Raw genomic sequence first — 20,465 nt, 5'->3', positions numbered from 1 at the left:
GCAGCTGCCGAAGGAACGAGGCTGCGTTCGATTGCGAAGCAATCGTAAGATCAGAGTGCGTGGTATCACTGAAAAATCGCGTGTGCTGATTTTACGACTGCTTCGCAGCCGAACGCAGCCTTCGTTCCTCGGCAGCTGCTACGGGAGTTGCTTTCACGTGCGCAAGTGAGTCAGCGGCAACTCGGTGCTATTAAGCACCTGATTGAGCACAAAGCTTGAGCGCACGCTGGTCACGCCCTCGATGCGGGTCAGCTCGCCCAGCAGCAGTTTTTGGTAGTGATCCATATCGGCTACCACCACTTTGAGCTGGTAGTCCGCGTCCATGCCGGTCACCAGGCTGCACTCCAGCACTTGCGGCAGGTTGCGGATACAGGCTTCGAAGTTTTCAAAACGCTCTGGCGTGTGTCGGTCCATACCGATCAGCACGTAGGCCGTAAGGCTTAAACCCAACAGCTTACGGTCGAGCAGCGCCACTTGCCGGCTGATATAACCGTCATCCTCAAGCTGTTTGACGCGCCGTGAGCAAGGTGATGGCGACAGGCCGATACGCTCGGCCAGTTCCTGGTTAGAGATGCGTGCGTCACGCTGCAATTCCGCCAAAATGCTCAGGTCATACCGGTCGAGTTTGCTCACGAAGTTACCCTTTGTCATAACTATTGCGTGAAAGTATCCACCTTAAGTCAAAAATTGCGCAAGTGATGTTTTATCGAGCAATCTTCGCAATCGCCTGTCGTGGCCTCAAGCCTATTCTTATTAACAGAATCACTGCCCGGACATAGAGTCCACTGCGGCCCGCCGAATCAGGCCAGCCGCGGCCGCCAACCCCATAGGGTTGCCCCGGCCCCCGGGCTACGCACTGCCCAGAAGGCAGAGCGAGGTGAGCCAACATCACAAGTGTTGAGCCAGGACGAAACAGATTTTCGCAAGAAGCAAAGGGCGACCGACGGGTCGCCCTTTTTTTGTCTGTCGAAATTAGTTGCGGTGCTGGGTGCTTGGCGTAGAACCGGTTCTCGAATTTCCAGTCTTATGTTCAGGCCCTATCTCGCAGTGAGGAACAGCATGAAACCGCGCATCTGGCATCTGGCTACAGTTGGCGTGCTCTGTGTGAGTGTCAGCGGACAGTTGTTGGCCGATGAGCGAGGTGAAGGCGGTTCTCAAGATGCGCGCCCTGCTCACTCCAGTGGTGGTCAGCAGCATTGGCAGCAAGGGCAGGGCGGTAATAATCAGCCGCGCCAGGAGCACAGTCAGGGGCGCCCCCAAGGTCGTCAAGACAACTCGCAGCGCTCCGACAACAGACCTTCAAAAGAGAATGCGCAACCCCCTGGTGGGCAATGGCAAGGGCGGCCACAGGGCCAGCCCCCTGGTCAGCCTCGCCCGTACCAGCCAGGTAATAACCTGCCGATCCAGTCGCGTCCAGACAGGGTGCAGCAGACCCAGGCCCCGAACCGGGGTGGTCAGCAGAATTGGCACAGCGGCGGTTACAACCCGGGTGCGGATAACCGTCATCCCAACGATCAGCGTTGGGTCGGGCGGCCTTCCGGGCATGGCAATGGCTGGGGCCCCGGGCCGCAGTATCGTCCGGGCTATGTGGTAGACCGTTTCCCTGGCCGGCACTGGCAAGTGCCCTATCGCGGTCAGGATTACTTCTTTTCAGGCGGCTACTGGTATCGCCCGCAAGGCCCGCGCTACATCGTGGTTCAACCGCCTTATGGGATTCGCGTAGGGTATTTGCCTGAGTTTGCGCGGGAAGTGTGGTTTGGCAGTACGTTAATGTTCCTGGCGGCGGGTGCGTATTACGCGTATCAACCCGCAACCCAGGATTACATCGTGGTCCAACCCCCGACCGCCCAGCAGCCTGTGAGCAACGGCTATGACGTGGTGGCTTACCCGGTCAATGGCCAGAGCCCGGCGCAAGTCGATCAGGACCGCTACGACTGCTACCGCTGGGCCATCGATCAAAGCGGGTTTGACCCAGCCAGACTCACTTACGCCCCCGCCCCGGCAGTGGTGCAAGCCTATAGGCAAGCGCAAGGCAGTTGCTTGAGCAGTCGCGGGTATCAGGTGACGTATTGATGAATGACGAAACGCTGTAGCAGCTGCCGAAGGAACGAGGCTGCGTCCGGCGACGTAGTCGTCGTAAAATCAGGCGCTCCGGTGTGTCAGATAAATTGAGTGCTCGGGTATCACGACGGCTTCGCCGCCGGACGCAGCCTCGTTCCTACGGCAGCTGCTACGGGGTTATGTGTACCCTGGGTTTAACCACTTCCTGCGGGTCGGCGTGCACCAGCACTTCGGCCTGCGGGTAGGTTTGCGTGATGGCTTCGGCGGCGTGGTCGCAGATGGCATGGGCCTCGGACAGGGTCAGCTCGCCCGGTAGCTCCAGGTGAAACTGCACAAACCAGATATTGCCCGAGATACGTGTACGCAGGTCGTGAGCACCCAGCACACCGGGTACACCACAGGCCAGCGCCAGCATGTTTTCGCTGACGTCGCTGGGTAACTCCTGATCCATCAGTACGGCAAAACTCTCACGCCCGATCTGGATGGCGCTCCAGAGGATATACACCGCAATCCCCAGACCAAACCAGGCGTCCAGTTGAGGAAAACCCACACTGGCCAGCACCAGCGCCAGCAAAATACTGCCATTGAGCATCAAGTCAGAGCGGTAGTGCAGCGAGTCCGCGCGCACCGCATTGGAGCCCGTGGCCTTGACCACCCGGTGTTGCAACGCCAGCAGTGCCACGGTCATCACTAGCGAAAACACGATCACGCCAATCCCGATCCACGGGGCGCCCACAGGCTCGGGATTTTTCAGCCGTTCGACAGCCTGAAAGGCGATCAACACCGCACTCACGCCAATGAACAACGCTTGTGCCATGCCGGCCAGCGACTCGGCCTTGCCGTGCCCGTAGCGGTGATCTTCATCGGCGGGGCGCAATGCGTAATGTACGGCCAGCAAGTTGAGAAACGAGGTCACGCCATCGAGCAGCGAGTCGGTCAACCCGGCGAGCATGCTGATCGAACCACTGAGCCACCAGGCGATGGCCTTGGTCACGATCAACAGGCTCGCCACCGCCACCGACGCACGGGTGGCCAGGCGTAACAGGCGGGCGTGTTCCGTGCTGCTGGTCATGGCGCTTCCTTGTTCATGGGCAACGGGCTTCAGGCGGCAGGTTGCAAACCGTACATGGCCAACTGCTGTGCGCTGCCCTTGTGCTGGATCAGGCGCGGGTCGTTCAGCGGGAAGCTGCGGCCCAACTCGCTTTCGAGAATGGCCTGAAGCTTGGTGTTATCCACCTTGCCGTCTTCGCCGATGGCTTCGTGCAGTTTTTCCGGGGCGATGTGTGCGGTTTTTCCTGGCGGGAAGTAAATCGCACCGGTGGCGAAATCGACCCCGAATGCGATCAGGCCCGGAATCACATAAAACAGCAGGCCCACGGCATCGAGCACTGCAATCATGGGATCGATCTTGCCGTCGATCTGACCACGACGATCGGGAAAGAAAATACTGCCGCAGGCAGTCAATTGGCTGAGCAGGGCCGCAACTACAACACCGCCGATCACACGGGAAGACATACGCATACAAAAACCTCGAAGACGCTTAAAGGACTGAATCATTAAGACCGCGCTTAATGCCCAACTGTTCGCCGTTATACTCGTCGCTCTGTTCTGGAGCCACCATGATTTCTTTGCCGATTGATGAAGTTTTACCTGCGCTGCGCCTGGCCTTGGCCGAGCGGCATGAAGCCGTGCTTGAAGCGCCGCCCGGCGCCGGTAAAACCACCCGTGTTCCGCTGGCCCTGCTCAATGAACCGTGGCTCGCGGGGCAGAAGATCCTGATGCTCGAACCCCGGCGTCTTGCTGCCCGTGCAGCCGCCGAGCGTTTGGCCAGTGAGCTGGGTGAAAAAGTCGGCGAAACCGTGGGCTATCGAATTCGTCTCGACAGCAAAGTCGGCCCCGCTACCCGTATCGAAGTGGTCACCGAAGGCATTCTTACCCGCCGCCTGCAGCACGACCCGGCGCTGGAAGGGGTGGGCCTGGTGATTTTCGACGAGTTCCATGAGCGTAGTCTGGATGCCGACCTGGCGTTGGCCTTGAGCCTCAATGGCCGTGAGCTGTTTCGCGATGAGCAGCCGCTGAAAATCCTGCTGATGTCCGCCACCCTTGAGGGCGAGCGCCTGGCCAGCATCCTGGGCGATGCACCGATTCTGCGCAGTGAAGGACGCATGTACCCCGTAACGATGCGCTGGGGGCGACCCTTTGTGCCCGGTGAGTTTATCGAGCCGCGAGTGGTGCAGACCGTCCTCGATGCCATCAACGATGAAAGCGGTAGCCTGCTGGTGTTCTTGCCCGGGCAGGCAGAGATTCGCCGGGTCAATCAGCAATTGGCTGACGCGCTGGGCTCGCGCAGCGATATTGTGCTGTGCCCGTTGCACGGTGAGCTGGATCTGGCGGCTCAGCGTGCTGCCATCGAGCCGGCGCCCAAGGGCCTGCGCAAAGTGGTGCTGGCGACCAATATTGCCGAGACCAGCCTGACCATTGACGGCGTGCGCGTGGTGATTGATGCCGGGCTGGCGCGGGTGCCGCGTTTTGACCCGGGCAGCGGCATGACCCGTCTCGATACCCAGCGCATCTCTCGTGCCAGTGCCACTCAGCGCGCTGGCCGTGCCGGGCGTCTGGAGCCCGGTGTTTGTTACCGCCTATGGTCAGAAGACCAGCACGGGCAAATGGCCGCCTATGGCAGTGCTGAAATCCTCCAGGCAGATCTGGCCGGGCTGGCGCTGCAACTGGCGCGCTGGGGCGTAACCCCGGAACAACTGATCTGGCTCGATGTGCCTCCCGCCGCAAGTTATGCACAGGCCCAGCAATTGCTGGAGCGTTTGGGGGCCTTGCGCGACCGAAAACTTACCCCTCACGGCGAAACGATGGCCGAACTGCCCGCGCACCCGCGTATCGCCCATCTGTTACTGCGTGGCCAGGATCTGGGCCTGGCTGACATGGCCTGTGACGTGGCGGCGTTATTGGGTGAGCGCGATATCTTGCGCGGCGCAGGAGCAGATGTGCACAGCCGTCTGGCCCTGCTTTCGGGCGAAAGCCGCGCCGCACGGGGTGGGCAAGGAGGCGTACAGCGAGCCAAACAACTGGCCCGCCAATACCGGGGCTATTTGCGAACCAAGGCCACTCAACCGGTCATCGACCCCGATCACCCGCGCTGGCTGGGTGCCTTGCTGGCGCTGGCCTACCCCGACCGCATTGCTCAACAACGCAAGCCCGGAGGTGCGGAGTATCGGCTGGCCAATGGCCGGGCAGCATTGTTCAGCGAAGTCGATGGCCTGATGAAACAGCCCTGGCTGGTCATCGCAGACCTGGGCAGTCGTCAGGGCCAGCGTGAAGAGCGCATCTACCTGGCCGCCGAGTTTGATCCCGCATTGCTTGATGGCGTGTTGAGTGAGCAGGTCAGCGTTGTCGATCAGCTTGACTGGGATGAACGTGAAGGCGTGTTACGTGCTGAACGTCAGCGCAAGGTAGGTGAACTGGTGCTCAGTCGCGAGCCATTGACCGGGCTGGACGAGGCGGCGCGCACCCAAGCGCTGATCAATCTGGTGCGGCGCAAAGGCCTGGAGCTGTTGCCATGGACGCCCGAACTGCGTCAATGGCAGGCGCGTGTGGCACTTCTGCGTCAGCTTGATACGCAAAGCCAGGGTCAGAGCGAATGGCCGGATGTCAGCGATGCTGCATTAGTGGGCGGGCTTGAGGAGTGGCTGGCGCCTTACCTGGGGCGGGTTTCGCGGCTGAGTCACTTTGCCAGTCTGGACCTCTCGAGCATTGTGCATAACGTGCTGAAGTGGCCGCTGCCACAACGTCTCGACGAGCTGGCACCCCATCACATCAAGGTCCCGTCGGGTTCATCGGTGAGGTTGGATTACAGCGAGCACCCGCCAATTTTGGCGGTGCGGCTGCAAGAGCTGTTCGGTCTGGCCGATACCCCGCGCATTGCAGGCGGGCGGCAAGTGGTCAAATTGCACCTGTTGTCGCCTGCACGGCGGCCGGTACAAGTAACCCAGGATTTGGCCAACTTCTGGCGCAGCACCTATGCCGAGGTGAAGAAAGACCTGAAGGGGCGTTACCCCAAGCACTACTGGCCCGATGACCCATTGGTGGCCGAAGCCACCGCACGGATCAAGCCGCGCAAAGCCTAGCAACCCCCGTAGCAGCCTCGTTCCTGCGGCAGCTGCTACGGAGGTTACGTATCAAGACCCGATGTAGCTGGTTTTGACCACGGTGTAGAACTCCTGCGCATACCGGCCCTGCTCACGGGAGCCATAGGACGAACCTTTACGCCCGCCAAATGGCACGTGATAGTCCACACCAGCCGTGGGCAGGTTGACCATCACCATCCCGGCCTGAGAGTGGCGCTTGAAGTGATTGGCATATTTGAGCGAGGTGGTCGCGATACCGGCCGACAGGCCGAACTCGGTGTCATTGGCCATTTCCAGGGCCGCTTCGTAGTCTGCAACCTTGATGATGTTGGCCACCGGGCCGAACACTTCTTCGCGGCTGATGCGCATGCTGGCGGTGCTATCGGCAAACAGGGCGGGGGCGAGGAAATAACCTTCGGTATCGCATGTCACCAAGCGGCCACCGGCGACCAGTCGAGCGCCTTCGTTCTGGGCAATGTCGATGTAGCCAAGGTCCTGGTCGAGCTGAGCACGGGACACGACCGGCCCGATATCGACCCCCGCCTGCAAAGCATGGCCGACCTTGATCGAACGCATGCGTTCGGCCATGGCTTCGACGAACTTGTCGTGAATGCCGGCGGTCACAATCAGGCGGCTTGAGGCGGTGCAACGCTGGCCGGTGGAGTAGAACGCGCTTTGTACGGCCAGCTCGACCGCTTGCTTGAGATCGGCATCGTCGAGGATGACCTGCGGGTTCTTGCCGCCCATTTCCAGCTGGACTTTGGCCTGACGAGTAACACAGTTGATTGCGATCTGGCGTCCGACGCCCACGGAACCGGTGAAGCTGACGCCGTCCACTTTCGGGTTCTTGACGATCGCTTCACCGACCACGCGGCCGCTGCCCATCACCAGGTTGAAAACACCCGCCGGGAAGCCAGCCCGAGAGATGATCTCGGCCAGCGCCCAAGCGCAACCCGGGACCAGGTCGGCGGGTTTGAAAACCACGCAGTTGCCATAGGCCAGGGCCGGGGCAATTTTCCAGGCCGGGATGGCAATAGGGAAGTTCCACGGAGTGATCAAACCGACCACGCCCAACGCTTCACGGGTGACCTCTACATGGACGCCCGGGCGCACCGAAGGCAGGTAATCGCCCGACAGGCGCAGGCACTCACCGGCGAAGAACTTGAAGATATTACCGGCGCGGCTGACTTCACCGATCGCTTCAGGCAAGGTCTTGCCCTCTTCGCGTGCCAACAGGTTGCCCAGCTCTTCCTTGCGAGCGAGGATTTCGCTGCCGACTTTGTCCAGTGCGTCGCAGCGCGCCTGAATGCCTGACGTCGACCAGGCCGGGAACGCCGCCCTGGCCGCATCAATGGCGGTCTGAACCTGGTTGGCATCCGCCTGTGCATATTCGCCAATCACATCGGACAGATCGGATGGGTTGATGTTTGAACTGTAGGTGGGTGCTGCTACCCATTCGCCAGCAATGTAATTGTCGAAACGCTTTGAGTCAGTCATGAAGTTTCTCCACAGGCGGGACAACCGTTGATTGCCTGTAGTTATACGTCATCGTACAACTACAGGCAAAGCAATCATCACTTCATTGTTTTTGGCAGGCAGCGGCGAGGGCGATCTGACTCAGTCCGGGGGCAACAAAAAACGCCCCAGTACCGGCAGATGATCCGAGATGGTGAGGGTGTCTTCCTGGCGCACATAGCCTTCAATGCGCTGCAGTTTTGGGCTGTGGAAGAGGTAATCGAGAGTGCGGTCGGGTTCTTCGGCACGGGGATCGTTGGGGAAGTGGGTCAGCCACAGCTCCCGGTCGATGCCGGTGGCTTCAGGGTTGCTGGGGATCATGGGGTACTTTTCCCACAGCACGTGCAACTCGCTGTCCGCTGAGTAGCCCAGCCGCAAAGGGGCGGGCAAACGCAAGAACTGGCCAATGGGCAGCAGGTTGAAATCCCCGCCGATCAGCCAGGGCGTGCCCTGGCTTTCGAGCTTGTCGACCAGCGTGGCGACGGTTTGCATCTGCTCGCGCAGGTTGCTGTTGTTTTGCGAGGGGGCGTCCAGTTGAGTGTTGATCGCGGCCAGTTGCCCACCGTCGTTGAGCGGCAGGTAATTGACCAGTAATGCAGGTTTGGGCTGGAACTGGCGACTGATGAAGTTGGCCTCGGCCACTGGTAATTGCAAGCGTTCGGCGTGCTCGATCTGGTAGCGACTGAGGGTGACCAGCGTGCGCCCGACGCTGCCGAAAATGTGCCAGTCGGGTACAAAATCGGCCTTCCAGGTAAACGCCTGGGTGCTGCAGGGGTAAATGTCGATCAGACGCTCCTGCAGCAGGGCCAGTTGATCCTGATAACCACTGGCCTTGGCGTTGTCGTCGACCTCTTGCAGCAACACCAGGTCCGGGCGTTCGTCACGGATGACCCGCGACACTTCATCAAGGCTGAAGGCCATGTCGTCACGGGTAGGGCGGGTATCGGGGCCGTTGCCATCGGCCAGGTTGTACCAGAACACGTAGCGCTTGCCCGCCAGGTACTGGATGTTCCACGTCATGACCTTGAGTGCCTGGCCGGGCACCAATACGGGAGCCGTGATCGGGCAACTGAAGGTCAGCACCTCTCTGGGGGCGGGGCGCCATGTAACGCTATAAATCAGGCATGCCAGAAGCGTTGAGATCAGCAGCAAACCAAATACGGTGCGGCGCAAGAAACGTGGCATGGGCTCGGCTTATGACGTTACAAGGAATGACCGAACATACCTGACGGTTGTGCGGCATTCCAAGGTTCTTCACGTAGGGATTAGCTGTTTCTATCTGTCGGACGGTTCGCTAATTAGCATAAATAAACGGAACAGAACGACGGAGACAAACAACTGCAGGAAGCTGTTGAGGCTATCGAGTACCAGCGAAAGCAGCGTGTTGTCGTCCTTGGGAAACATCGAATAGCTGAGCTCCTTGAGCAGCATCAGCGGCCCCAACACGGCCAGTATGCAAACGAAAATCCGCCAGAAATGGCCACGGCTCAGATTGAAGCTCGCTTTCATTGCAGCCAGTGGGGCATCACCGCGCAATACCAGCCGGTACTCGGCAAATGCCAGCACGACGGTCAGGAAAATGCCTGGAATAAAAAACATCGACAGCCCCAGCACGATCAGCAACGTACTGATTGCCGAGAGCAAGGCGAACTTGGGCCACAGATTAATGGCCAACGCCAGCAGGTCGCGATTGCGAGGGTTTTCGCCCCGACTGCGGGCATCGAGAAACAGGATCAGGGCGCCGGTGTACAGCGGATACAGCAGCAGCCCGACAATCAGGCTGTAGCCGGGCGACGGATCCGGGCCCACGGCGTTGTCAACGATGTGCTGCAACACGGCTTCAAGGATGACCAGCGGCAAGCACAGCATCACGATCTGGCTCAGATTGCGCTGGAAGAAGTACAGGGAGTCGCGAATAACGGTCAGCGGATTCATTGGCAGTTGTCAGCAGTCAAAAGCGGTGCGCCACTTTAACCGATGAGGGGTCGATATGAGCAAATGTTAACGCGGCTGAAAGTCAGCGGTTCACGCCGGGCGGTTTATCCGCGCAAACCCTTGGCAGGCTGGCATACTGCACCCCTTGTTTTCAGTCGCGTGCCCGCTTGCCCGGGCGTCATGAGGTTTGCCGGTGAAAAAAATTGCGGTCTTCGCGGATGTGCAGAACCTCTATTACACGGTCCGCCAGGCCTATGGCTGCCATTTCAATTATGCGGCCCTGTGGGCAGATATCAGCAAGCGCGGTGAAATCGTCGAGGCCTATGCCTATGCGATCGACCGGGGTGACAGCAAGCAGCAGCAGTTTCAGCAGATCCTGCGCAACCTCGGTTTCACGGTAAAACTCAAACCCTACATTCAGCGCAGTGACGGCTCGGCCAAGGGCGACTGGGACGTCGGTATCACCATCGACATCATGGACGTTGCCGCCCATGTGGATGAAGTGGTGCTGGCTTCGGGTGATGGCGATTTCGATCTGCTGCTCGAGCGCATTGCCAGCAAGCACGGCGTTGAAACCGTGGCCTATGGCGTGCCCGGCCTGACTGCCAACTCATTGATTCGCGCTGCCAGCCGCTACGTGCCGATTGAAGGCAATTTGCTGCTTAAGTAACCCTCACTCTTACAGGATTTATCAGGTTTGGAACGCATCGCGGTTATTGACTTTGAAACCACCGGCCTCTCCCCGAGCAGCAGTTGCCGGGCCACCGAAATTGCAGTGGTGATTCTTGAGGGCGGTCGCATCGTGGAGCGTTACCAAAGCCTGATGAACGCGGGCGTTCGCGTACCTGGGTTTATCGAACAGTTGACCGGCATCAGTAACGCCATGCTGCGCACTGCGCCGTCGGCCGAACAGGTGATGAACGAGGTTAACGAGTTCGTTGGCATCACACCGTTGCTGGCGCATAACGCGGCCTTTGACCAAAAATTCTGGGACTTTGAAATGGGCCGCATCAAGCGCACCCGTTTGCAGAATTTCGCCTGTTCCTTGTTGCTGGCGCGACGCCTGATGCCGGCGGCCCCCAACCACAAGCTGGGCACGCTGACCACCTTTGCCGACTTGCCCCATACCGGCCAGGCTCACCGGGCCATGGCCGATGCTGAAATGGCGGCCAACCTGACGGCCTATCTGGCCGAACAACTGCGCCACAAGCATGGGTTGAAAGAGCTCAATCACGACCTGCTGTGTGGTTTGCAAAAAGTCCCGGCCGCGAAGGTCAATGAGCATCTGAAGCGTTATCGCGGGTTTTAAACGGTGGGAGCGGGCTTGCTCGCGATGGCATCGCCACGGGGTGTCAGTTTGATCGCGTTGCCAGCCTCGCAGGCAAGCCAATCGCCCACGGGTTTTGTGTTGCTCCCTCAGGCAGGTATAAAAGTGTACGGCCCCTTTTGGTGCGTTCTGTTACTTATGGTTTCGTCCCTCCTTCACTAAACTCTCCAGTCCCCTGCCTCTGCCCTTGAGCTAGCCATGCCTGCCGCACGTCGTTTTCCGCTACAACTGATCGGTGCCTTTTTTGCCTTGTACGTGATTTGGGGCTCGACCTACCTGGCCATTCGCATTGGCATTGAGTCCTGGCCACCTTTGATGATGGCCGGGGTGCGGTTTCTGATAGCGGGCAGTTTGATGTACGGCTTCATGCGCTGGCGGGGTGCGCCTGCGCCCACTGCCATTCAGTGGCGTTCGGCAGCCATGATCGGCTTTCTGTTGCTGGCCTGCGGCAATGGTGGGGTGACCCTGGCCGAGCACTCGGGTGTGGCGTCTGGCGTTGCCGCGCTGGCCGTGGCCACCGTGCCGTTGTTTACCTTGCTGTTCGGCTACTTCTGGGGCGCACGCAACACTCGCCTGGAATGGGCGGGCATTGCCCTGGGGTTGGTCGGTATCGGCATGCTCAACCTGGGGTCCAACCTGCAAGCCAGCCCGATGGGCGCGGCCATGGTCATTTTTGCCGCCGCTGCCTGGGCGTTTGGTTCGGTCTGGAGCCGGCACCTGCCGCTGCCCCCAGGGCCAATGGCCAGTGCTGCTGAAATGCTCACTGCGGGGGCCGTGTTGCTGGCGGGCAGCCTGCTCAGTGGCGAACGCATGACAGAAATGCCGACTGCTGCAGGCTGGGGCGCCTTGCTGTATCTGGTGTTCTTTGGCTCGATCATCGCCTTCAGCGCCTACATGTATCTGCTCAAAAACGTGCGCCCCGCGGCTGCCACCAGCTATGCCTATGTCAACCCGGCCGTGGCGGTGATGCTGGGGATCGCCTTTGCGGGTGAGACCATTGGTTTTGAAGAGTGCCTGGCCATGGCCGTCATCATCAGCGCCGTGGTGTTGATCGGTTTGCCGCAGTGGCGCAAGCAGAAACCCGTGTGAATTAGGGTAAACTGCGCGCCATTGCAACTTATGCACCCCTGCGCAGACCTTTTTCGACGGTATCCCCATGACATTCGCCACCCTTGGCCTGATCGAACCCTTGCTGCGCGCCCTTGAGACGCTCGGCTACAAGACCCCAACCCCGGTTCAGGCCCAAGCGATCCCCGCAGTACTGGCTGGCCGCGACCTGATGGCTGCAGCCCAGACAGGCACCGGCAAAACCGGCGGTTTCGCCCTGCCGTTGTTGCAGTCGCTGACCATGGAAGGCCCGAAAGTCGCCAGCAACTCGGTGCGCGCACTGGTGCTGGTGCCGACCCGTGAACTGGCCGAACAGGTTCACGAGAGCATTCGTCAGTACGCCGAGCACCTGCCGTTGAGCACCTATGCGGTGTACGGTGGCGTCAGCATCAACCCGCAAATGATGAAAATGCGCAAAGGCGTCGATGTCCTGGTCGCAACGCCTGGGCGTTTGCTCGATCTGTATCGTCAGAAGGCGATCAAGTTCAATCAACTGCAAACCCTGATCCTCGACGAAGCGGATCGCATGCTCGATCTCGGCTTCTCCGAAGAGCTGCGCGACATTTACCGTGCATTGCCGAAAAAGCGCCAGACCCTGCTGTTCTCGGCCACCTTTTCTGACGCGATTCGCCTGTTGGCCGAGCAGATGCTCGACAACCCGCTGACCATTGAAGTCAGCCCGCGCAACGTGGCCGCCAGCAGCGTCAAGCAGTGGGTCATCCCGGTCGACAAAAAGCGCAAGGCAGAGCTGTTCTTGCACTTGCTGCGCACCCAGCACTGGAAGCAGGTGCTGGTGTTCGCCAAAACCCGCAATGGCGTGGATGAATTGGTCGGCAAGCTGCAAGGTCTGGGGATCAACGCTGACGGCATTCATGGCGACAAGCCACAAGCCACGCGTCAACGGGCGCTGGATCGCTTCAAGGCCAGCGAAGTACAAATCCTGGTGGCAACTGACGTCGCCGCGCGCGGTCTGGACATTGAAGACCTGCCGCTGGTGGTCAACTTCGACTTGCCGATCGTGGCCGAAGACTACATTCACCGCATTGGCCGTACCGGTCGTGCCGGTCAGAAGGGCGAAGCCATTTCGCTGGTCTGTGCTGACGAAGTGAACATGCTGTCGGCAATCGAGATGCTGACCCGTCAGACCTTGAAGCGCCACGAAGAGCAAGACTTCGAGCCGGAGCACCGCGTGCCCGAGACGGATGCTTCTGGCCAGGTGGTCAAAAAGCCGAAGAAGCCGAAAAAGCCGAAAACCTCAGGCGGTGGCGGCAAGCGCAACCTGGGCAAATGGGTTGATAGCGGCGAAGCGGCACCGGCCGAGCCATCGGTCAAGCCTGTGCGTAAAGTACCTGTGTTCAACACCGGTCCTCGCAAGCGCAAGCCTTAAGGTCGACCCCGTCCCTGGGGAACTTCAACTGTGGGAGCGAGCCTGCTCGCGAATAGCCTTCGCCAGCAGGCTCGCTCCCACAGGGGGCCTGACCAGGATTAGTGCTGCGCTTTAAACCAGCTCAAAACCCCCAACCCTGCGGCACGGCCACTGGCAAAACAGCCTGTGAGCAAGTAGCCGCCGGTTGGGGCTTCCCAATCGAGCATTTCGCCAGCGCAGAACACCCCCGGCAATGCTTTGAGCATCAGGTTTTCATCCACAGCCTCAAAGCACACCCCCCCTGCGCTGCTGATGGCTTCGTCCAGCGGGCGGGCTTTAATCAGTTCCAGAGGCAGCGCCTTGATCGCTTTGGCCAATTGCGTCGGGTCGTTGAAATACTCGGCGGGGGTCAACTCGCGCAATAGCGCCGCTTTTACACCGTCGAGCCCCAACTGACTGTGCAAGTGCTTGCTCATCGAGCGCGAGCCGCGGGGTTTGGCCAGTGCGGCCTGGATTTTATCCACAGGCTTGCCCGGCAGCAGGTCGATCAGAATCGTCGCTTTGCCCTGTTGATTGATCGCCTCGCGAATCGGCGCCGACCAGGCGTAAATCAAACTCCCTTCAATCCCGCTGGCAGTGATCACGCATTCGCCCAAACGCGGCGTGCTGTGCTGCAGTGCAATGGCGATGTTTTTCAGCGGGGCACCAGCGAACTTGCTGCGCAGCAACTCACTCCAGCCCGCTACATCAAACCCGCAATTGCTCGGCTGCAGCGGCGCCAGTTCGACGCCGCGCTCGGCCAGCAAGGGCATCCATGCACCGTCCGACCCCAGTCGGGCCCAACTGCCGCCGCCCAATGCCAGTAACACTGCATCAGGCTTCAAGCGCTTTTCGCCTTCGGGGCTGTCGATGCGTAATTGGCCATCGGCTTGCCAGCCCAGCCAGCGATGGCGGGTGTGGATAACTACGCCAGACTCGCGCAGACGCTTGAGCCAGGCGCGCAGCAGTGGCGCGGCTTTCATATCAGTGGGGAACACCCGGCCTGAGCTGCCGACAAAGGTTTCGATGCCCAGTTCATGAATCCACTGGCACAAGGCATCGGCATCGAAGGCCCGCAGCAGCGGGGCGATGTGCGGCGCACGCTCGGCGTAGCGGGACAGGAACGCCGGGTAGGCTTCGGAATGGGTGATGTTCATGCCGCCGACCCCGGCCAGCAAAAACTTGCGGCCCACCGACGGCATGCCGTCGTACAGATCGACTCGCACGCCTGCCTGGCTCAACACTTCGGCAGCCATCAAACCGGCCGGACCCCCGCCAATAATGGCGACGTGATGGAGAGGGGAGGCAATGGAATCAGTCATGGCAGGGCTGCAAATCGGCGAAATAGGCCGGGCATTCTACCTTAGGGGTGGGTAGATCACCCGTAGCAGCTGCCGAAGGCTGCGTCCGGCTGCGCAGCAGTCGTAAAATCATGGCTCGCGTAATGTCAGATACAAAGCATGCTCAGGTTTTACGACCGCTTCGCGCTCGAACGCAGCCTTCGTTCCTCGGCAACTGCTACAGGGGTGCTGATAACTGTACGAAAAACATACAGCGCCCTGAGAGCTATGAACCCCGTGGCCTGTAGGGGGTTCCACTCAGGTTATCCACAGGCAGTTCCACAGGCATTGTGGGTAAAAAATCACAGCTTAGTGACACCCCGATGACAGCCAGACCTTTTGCGCAGTGTGATGCAAGATCCCGTGCCGACGCGCCAGTGCCTTGCGGTCTTTGCTGTAACCGCCGCCGATCACGCCGACCACCGGAATATCGCGGCCCAGGCAGTGGCGCATAACGCTCTCGTCGCGGGCGGCAACCCCTTCATCGGTGAGTTTCAAATAGCCCAGGGCATCGTCTTTATGCACGTCCACGCCAGCGTCGTAGAGCACCAGGTCCGGTTGATACAAGGGCAGCAGGTAATTGAGCGCCTCGTCGACCACTTGCAAGTACTCGGTATCACCCATCCCCATCGGCAGGCCGATGTCCCAGTCACTTTGAGCCTTGCGCGCCGGAAAATTCTTTTCGCAGTGCAAGGAGACGGTAATGGCGTCCGGGGTATGTTCAAGGATCCGCGCAGTGCCATCGCCCTGATGCACGTCACAGTCAAAAATCAGCACCCGGTTGACCCGGCCGCTTTCCAGCATATAGCGGCTGATAATGGCCAGATCATTGAAGATGCAAAAGCCTGCCGGGTGATCGTAGTGCGCGTGATGGGTCCCTCCCGCCAGATGGCAGGCCAGCCCGTGTTCCAGCGCCTGCTCGGCGGCCAGCAGCGAGCCGCCCACCGCACGAATGGTGCGTCGCGCCAACGCCTCGCTCCAGGGCAAACCCAGGCGGCGCTGATCTTCGCGGGCCAGTTCGCCCGCCATGTAGCGCTCGATATAGGCACGGTCATGGGCCAGCGCAAGGATATCCACAGGGCACAGCTCGGGCCGCAGCAGGGCCGCATCCTGGGTCAACCCGGACTCGACCAGGTGATCGCGCAACAGGCGGAACTTGTCCATGGGGAATCGATGATCCGCCGGGAACTGCGGGCTGTAGTCATCGTGGTAAATCAGCGGCACAGGCATAGGGATTTTCGCGTCGTAACGAGCGCTGGATATTAACAGCGCTGTACACTGCGGACATATGTAAAGCCCGGTAACAAATCGGAGAGAACGGATGGAGCAGATCAAAGAGCTCGAAAGTGCCCGTTTGCACTTGCGCCCCTGGCGTGACACAGACTTGCCCGAGTTCGCTGCCATGTGCGCTGATCACCAGGTGATGCGTTATTTTCCGAACCCCTTGAGCCGCCTCGAAAGCGCAGCGCTGATTGGTCGCATTCGCGGCCACTTTGCCGAATACGGCTACGGGCTGTGGGCGCTGGAGCGCAAGGACACAGGTGCCTTCATCGGTTTTACCGGGCTGATGAATGTCACGTTTGACGCCTCGTTTACCCCGGCTGTCGAAATTGGCTGGCGACTGGCGCCCGAGCATTGGGGCCTGGGATACGCCAGTGAAGCGGCATGGGCGGCATTGCGCTGTGCCTTCGATCGGTTGGCGCTGGATCAAGTGGTGTCGTTTACCAGCCAGGTCAACCTGCCATCTCAAAAAGTGATGCAGGCCATCGGCATGCAACACGACCCTGGCAGTGACTTTGAGCACCCCCGGCTGCTTGAAGGCCATTCGCTAAGGCCCCACGTGCTGTACCGCATTACGCGGGCACAGTGGTTGGAAACCCTGCACGGTTAAGCAGGATTAGTAGAGCGGCGAAAGCCGGAATTTTTGACCTGCGTAACGAAGATTACGACGGTATTGCTTTGTGTGAGGAGAATCTGAATGAGCCAAGTGTTGGATGATCTGGTCAATTTGCTGACCCTGGAACCGATCGAGGAGAACCTCTTTCGCGGCAGCAGTCAGGACTTGGGCTTTCGCCAGTTGTTCGGTGGTCAGGTACTCGGTCAATCCCTGTCTGCCATGAGTCAGACGGTCGAAGACGCCCGCCACGTGCACTCGATGCATGGCTACTTTTTGCGCCCTGGCGACGCAAGCTTGCCCGTGGTGTATCAGGTTGACCGGGTGCGTGACGGCGGCAGCTTCAGTACGCGCCGGGTGACCGCCATTCAAAAGGGCCAACCGATCTTTACCAGCAGCGCTTCGTTTCAATACGACGAGGGTGGTTTTGAACATCAGATCCCTATGCCTGATGTTGTAGGACCTGAGAACCTGCCCTCGGAGCTCGACATGATTCGCCAGCGCGCGGACCTGATTCCAGAGTCGATGCGTGAAAAGCTGCTGTGTGCCAAGCCCATCGAGTTTCGTCCGGTGGTGGGTGAAGACCCGTTTAACCCCAAGATCAGCGACCCGATCAAGTACGTGTGGTTTCGTGCCGACGGCACATTGCCCGACACGCCTGCGCTGCACAAATACCTGTTGGCTTACGCCTCTGACTTTGGCTTGCTGACCACCTCCTTGCTGCCCCACGGCAAAGGGGTGTGGCAAAAGGATATGCAGGTCGCCAGCCTCGATCACGCGTTATGGTTTCACGCTGACCTGCGTGCCGATGACTGGTTGCTTTATGCCATGGACAGCCCATGGGCAGGCAATTCCCGCGGCTTCTCTCGTGGCAGCGTCTACAACCGCGCAGGCCAGTTGGTCGCGTCGGTCACGCAGGAAGGTTTGATCCGCCATCGCAAGGACTGGGCATGACACTCAAGGACGTTAAACACTGGGTTTTCGATATGGATGGCACCCTGACTGTCGCGGTGCATGACTTTGCCGTGATACGCCGCGAGTTGGAGATCCCGGAGGGTGAAGACATCCTGACCCATCTCAACGGTTTGCCCGCCGAGATTGCTGCGGCCAAGCACGCCTGGCTGCTGGAGCACGAGCGCGAATTGGCGCTGGCCTCAACCCCTGCGCCGGGCGCGGTCGAGCTGGTGCGCGATCTGGCCGCTCAGGGTTGTCGTCTGGGCGTATTGACCCGCAACGCTCAGGAGCTGGCGCATATCACACTCAAGGCCATCGGCCTGGACCAGTGCTTTGCGCCACAGGATGTACTGGGCCGTGACAACGCCGCGCACAAGCCGGACCCCGATGGCCTGCTGCAACTTGCGCGGGCGTGGGGCGTGCCTGCGGCGAAGATGGTGATGGTGGGGGATTATCACTTTGACCTGGCCTGTGGCCGCGCTGCCGGCAGCAAAACCGTACTGGTCAACGTGCCCGAAAACCCGTGGCCAGAACTCACCGATTGGCACGCCAAAGACTGTTTCGAGCTGCGCCAGTTGCTCGACTGACAGGACTCTGTGGAGCGGGGTTGCCCGCGATGCAGGCGGCGGGGTTTGTCTGATGCATGCCGCTGATGCCATCGCGGGCAAGCCCGGCTCCCATAGGGTTGCTCGCTAAAGCCGTGCTGCCGAGAAGGTATCGCACTGATTGATATTGCCTTGCGCAAAACCGGTCTTGAACCACTTTACCCGTTGCGCCGACGTGCCGTGGGTAAAGGAGTCGGGCACCACGCGGCCTTGGCTTTGTTGCTGCAAACGATCATCGCCAATGGCGTTTGCGGCATTCAGGGCCTCATCAATGTCCCCTGGCTCCAGCCAGTCCAGGCGTTTTTGCGCATGGTTGGCCCAAACCCCTGCCAGACAGTCCGCTTGCAGCTCCTGACGCACCAATAAGCCGCCATCACCCTCCATGCGTTTGCCCTGCTGGCGAGCCATCTGCATTTTGGACGAGACGCCCAGCAGGGTCTGCACGTGATGGCCCACCTCGTGAGCGATCACATAAGCCTGGGCAAAGTCGCCAGCGGCCTTGAAGCGCTGGGCCATTTCCTGGAAGAAACTCATGTCCAGATAGACTTTCTGGTCTGCCGGGCAATAAAACGGCCCGCTGGCCGCGGTTGCAAAGCCGCAGGCCGAATTGACCTGGCCGCGAAACAGCACCAGGGTCGGGTCTTTGTACGTGCGTCCGGCTTGCTGAAAAATCTGACGCCATGTGTCTTCCGTATCGCCCAGCACTGCGCGGACAAAATCGGCCTGTTCATCATTGGCCGCAGGTGCACGCCCTGCCTGCTGAGTGACTTGGGGCGAGGACTGCCCGGTGAACTCGCCGCTTAACTGGTCGAGCATCTGCAGCGGGTCCTGCCCGGTTAACAATCCGAACCCGACAATCAACACCACGGCCATCAGGCTCAGCCCCTTGCCGCCGCCAATCCGCATCCTGCCACCACCACTGGTGCCTTGATCGCGTACGTCTTCGACGTTATCGCTACGTCGGCCTTTTTTCCAAAGCATGGGGGCAATCCTCTGATGAATCGTAGTCACAAGTGTTGCTGCTGAGTCGGGGCTGCGCCAGACCGGCTGTCAGACGGTTATGGAGAGCGTTGTATCCCGTTAAAAAGACCTGAACGCCTTAATTCAGTTCCGGGCCTTGGACTGAAGTGGTTGAATACGGCTTGCCGATCCCCGCCCCGGAGTTGTTAGCCCTGTGAACATTGATACCCGCATCAAGTACCGCCACCTTGTGTGCTTTATGGAAATGGCACGCCAGGGCAGTTTGGCGCGGGCGGCGGATGTGCTGGCGGTGAGTCAGCCAGCCATGTCCAAAACCCTCAAGGAGCTGGAGGAATTGCTGACGGTCAGCCTGTTTGTTCGCAGTAAAAGCGGGGTTACTCTGACCGAAGCCGGGGTGGCGTTCCTGCGGTATGCAACCCCTTCGGTGCAGGCTTTGCGTGAAGGCGTCAATGCCTTGCGCGGTGGTGAATACGTGGGCGGCACGGTGCGGCTTGGGGTGTTGTCGACGGTTGAAAGCCTGCTGATACCCGAACTGGTGCAGCGCCTGCACGCACGGCATTCATCACTGGTAGTGAGCGTCGTGACCGGGCCTAGCGCCTACCTGTTATCCCAGTTACGAGTAGGGGATGTCGATCTGGTCGTAGGGCGCATGACCGACAGCCCGGAAATTCAGGGTATGAATTTTGAGCATCTTTACAGCGAGTCCATGACCCTGGTGGCCCGCGCAGGCCATCCCCTGACACAAGGTTCGCTGGATCGTAGCCTGCTCGAAAATTACCCGCTGGTGTTGCCGCTGGCCAACACCACCATTCGCGCCTTTGCCGACAGCCTGTTCGTACAGTGCGGTATCAACCAGTCCCGTCAGCGTCTGGAAACCCTGTCGATTACCCTGAGCCGGCGTTATGTTTTGCGCAACGATGCGCTCTGGATTGCGCCTCTGGATGCCGTGCGCCTGGATCTGGCCAGTGGCCAATTGCAAGAAATCGATCTGGGCCAGCGCGAACCTGGCGGCTCGATCGGTATTTGCAGCAATGCCCACGTACCGATGTCGGTGGCGGCACAGGGGTGTGTCGAAGTCTTGCGCGAATTAGGTCAGGCTTACGGTGATGGTATTTATCCATAACCATTTGGTTATGGATGGAGCTGGCCTTTTCAGTAGTCCTGATTCGCCTGTTGTTTGAAACTGGTGCCCAGCCTTTATA

The 20,465-nt window shown here is 59.8% G+C and carries 19 protein-coding genes; 10 read left to right on the top strand and 9 right to left on the bottom strand.

Annotated features, from left to right (window positions below):
* Window positions 1-153: 153 nt before the first annotated feature.
* The gene (locus tag TU76_RS05385) at window positions 154-633 is read right to left on the bottom strand and encodes an Lrp/AsnC family transcriptional regulator (protein WP_019824171.1); all 480 of its coding nucleotides are present in this window, start codon (window positions 631-633) and stop codon (window positions 154-156) included.
* 426 nt (window positions 634-1,059) lie between these two features.
* Here TU76_RS05385 and TU76_RS05380 point away from each other — a divergent pair, with 426 nt between their 5' ends.
* Window positions 1,060-2,073, top strand: coding sequence for a DUF6515 family protein (locus TU76_RS05380; RefSeq protein WP_048351209.1), 1,014 nt, complete (start codon window positions 1,060-1,062; stop codon window positions 2,071-2,073).
* 157 nt (window positions 2,074-2,230) lie between these two features.
* Here the strand turns inward: TU76_RS05380 and TU76_RS05375 are convergent, their stop codons facing one another.
* A complete protein-coding gene (locus TU76_RS05375; RefSeq protein WP_019824168.1) occupies window positions 2,231-3,133 on the bottom strand; it encodes a cation diffusion facilitator family transporter in 903 nt (300 codons plus the stop codon).
* A 29-nt stretch (window positions 3,134-3,162) separates the two neighbouring features.
* The gene (locus TU76_RS05370) at window positions 3,163-3,582 is read right to left on the bottom strand and encodes a hypothetical protein (protein WP_019824167.1); all 420 of its coding nucleotides are present in this window, start codon (window positions 3,580-3,582) and stop codon (window positions 3,163-3,165) included.
* Between the two features lie 98 nt (window positions 3,583-3,680).
* Here TU76_RS05370 and hrpB point away from each other — a divergent pair, with 98 nt between their 5' ends.
* Window positions 3,681-6,200 (top strand): ATP-dependent helicase HrpB, encoded by a 2,520-nt coding sequence (hrpB, locus tag TU76_RS05365; RefSeq protein ID WP_048351208.1) that lies wholly within the window; start codon window positions 3,681-3,683, stop codon window positions 6,198-6,200.
* 51 nt (window positions 6,201-6,251) lie between these two features.
* Here hrpB and TU76_RS05360 read toward each other — a convergent pair whose 3' ends face one another.
* The 3 genes from TU76_RS05360 to TU76_RS05350 all read right to left on the bottom strand — a co-directional run bounded on the left by TU76_RS05360 (window position 6,252) and on the right by TU76_RS05350 (window position 9,650).
* Window positions 6,252-7,697, bottom strand: a complete 1,446-nt coding sequence (locus TU76_RS05360) for an aldehyde dehydrogenase family protein (RefSeq protein ID WP_048351207.1) — start codon at window positions 7,695-7,697, stop codon at window positions 6,252-6,254.
* Window positions 7,698-7,817: 120 nt separating this feature from the next.
* Window positions 7,818-8,900, bottom strand: a complete 1,083-nt coding sequence (locus TU76_RS05355) for an endonuclease/exonuclease/phosphatase family protein (RefSeq protein ID WP_019824132.1) — start codon at window positions 8,898-8,900, stop codon at window positions 7,818-7,820.
* A 90-nt stretch (window positions 8,901-8,990) separates the two neighbouring features.
* A complete protein-coding gene (locus TU76_RS05350; RefSeq protein WP_019824131.1) occupies window positions 8,991-9,650 on the bottom strand; it encodes a YciC family protein in 660 nt (219 codons plus the stop codon).
* Window positions 9,651-9,843: 193 nt separating this feature from the next.
* Between TU76_RS05350 and TU76_RS05345 the strand changes: the two genes are divergently transcribed.
* From TU76_RS05345 to TU76_RS05330, 4 genes are all read left to right on the top strand, one after another.
* Window positions 9,844-10,320 (top strand): NYN domain-containing protein, encoded by a 477-nt coding sequence (locus tag TU76_RS05345; protein WP_019824129.1) that lies wholly within the window; start codon window positions 9,844-9,846, stop codon window positions 10,318-10,320.
* Between the two features lie 27 nt (window positions 10,321-10,347).
* Window positions 10,348-10,959, top strand: coding sequence for a 3'-5' exonuclease (locus TU76_RS05340; RefSeq protein WP_019824127.1), 612 nt, complete (start codon window positions 10,348-10,350; stop codon window positions 10,957-10,959).
* A gap of 216 nt (window positions 10,960-11,175) precedes the next feature.
* Window positions 11,176-12,066, top strand: coding sequence for a drug/metabolite exporter YedA (gene yedA, locus TU76_RS05335; protein ID WP_046810562.1), 891 nt, complete (start codon window positions 11,176-11,178; stop codon window positions 12,064-12,066).
* Between the two features lie 67 nt (window positions 12,067-12,133).
* A complete protein-coding gene (locus tag TU76_RS05330) occupies window positions 12,134-13,471 on the top strand; it encodes an RNA helicase RhlE1 (protein WP_019824121.1) in 1,338 nt (445 codons plus the stop codon).
* 98 nt (window positions 13,472-13,569) lie between these two features.
* Here the strand turns inward: TU76_RS05330 and TU76_RS05325 are convergent, their stop codons facing one another.
* Both TU76_RS05325 and TU76_RS05320 read right to left on the bottom strand, forming a co-directional pair.
* Complete coding sequence (locus TU76_RS05325) at window positions 13,570-14,811, bottom strand: TIGR03862 family flavoprotein (protein ID WP_048351206.1); 1,242 nt, start codon at window positions 14,809-14,811, stop codon at window positions 13,570-13,572.
* A 327-nt stretch (window positions 14,812-15,138) separates the two neighbouring features.
* The gene (locus TU76_RS05320; RefSeq protein WP_019824116.1) at window positions 15,139-16,059 is read right to left on the bottom strand and encodes a histone deacetylase family protein; all 921 of its coding nucleotides are present in this window, start codon (window positions 16,057-16,059) and stop codon (window positions 15,139-15,141) included.
* Window positions 16,060-16,150: 91 nt separating this feature from the next.
* Here TU76_RS05320 and TU76_RS05315 point away from each other — a divergent pair, with 91 nt between their 5' ends.
* From TU76_RS05315 to TU76_RS05305, 3 genes are all read left to right on the top strand, one after another.
* Complete coding sequence (locus tag TU76_RS05315) at window positions 16,151-16,720, top strand: GNAT family N-acetyltransferase (protein ID WP_019824114.1); 570 nt, start codon at window positions 16,151-16,153, stop codon at window positions 16,718-16,720.
* 87 nt (window positions 16,721-16,807) lie between these two features.
* Window positions 16,808-17,677, top strand: coding sequence for an acyl-CoA thioesterase II (gene tesB, locus TU76_RS05310; protein ID WP_019824113.1), 870 nt, complete (start codon window positions 16,808-16,810; stop codon window positions 17,675-17,677).
* A complete protein-coding gene (locus TU76_RS05305) occupies window positions 17,674-18,264 on the top strand; it encodes an HAD family hydrolase (protein ID WP_019824111.1) in 591 nt (196 codons plus the stop codon). The genes tesB and TU76_RS05305 overlap by 4 nt, the downstream gene beginning before the upstream one ends.
* Before the next feature lie 105 nt (window positions 18,265-18,369).
* Here TU76_RS05305 and ypfJ read toward each other — a convergent pair whose 3' ends face one another.
* A complete protein-coding gene (gene ypfJ, locus TU76_RS05300) occupies window positions 18,370-19,263 on the bottom strand; it encodes a KPN_02809 family neutral zinc metallopeptidase (RefSeq protein ID WP_046810564.1) in 894 nt (297 codons plus the stop codon).
* Window positions 19,264-19,456: 193 nt separating this feature from the next.
* Between ypfJ and pcaQ the strand changes: the two genes are divergently transcribed.
* The gene (gene pcaQ / locus TU76_RS05295; protein WP_046810565.1) at window positions 19,457-20,386 is read left to right on the top strand and encodes a pca operon transcription factor PcaQ; all 930 of its coding nucleotides are present in this window, start codon (window positions 19,457-19,459) and stop codon (window positions 20,384-20,386) included.
* Window positions 20,387-20,465 lie beyond the last annotated feature (79 nt).

The sequence above is a fragment of the Pseudomonas psychrophila genome (genome assembly GCF_001043005.1).
GTDB lineage: Bacteria > Pseudomonadota > Gammaproteobacteria > Pseudomonadales > Pseudomonadaceae > Aquipseudomonas > Aquipseudomonas psychrophila.
Note: the sequence above shows the minus strand (reverse complement) of the source record. Positions and strands in the feature narration are given on the sequence as shown.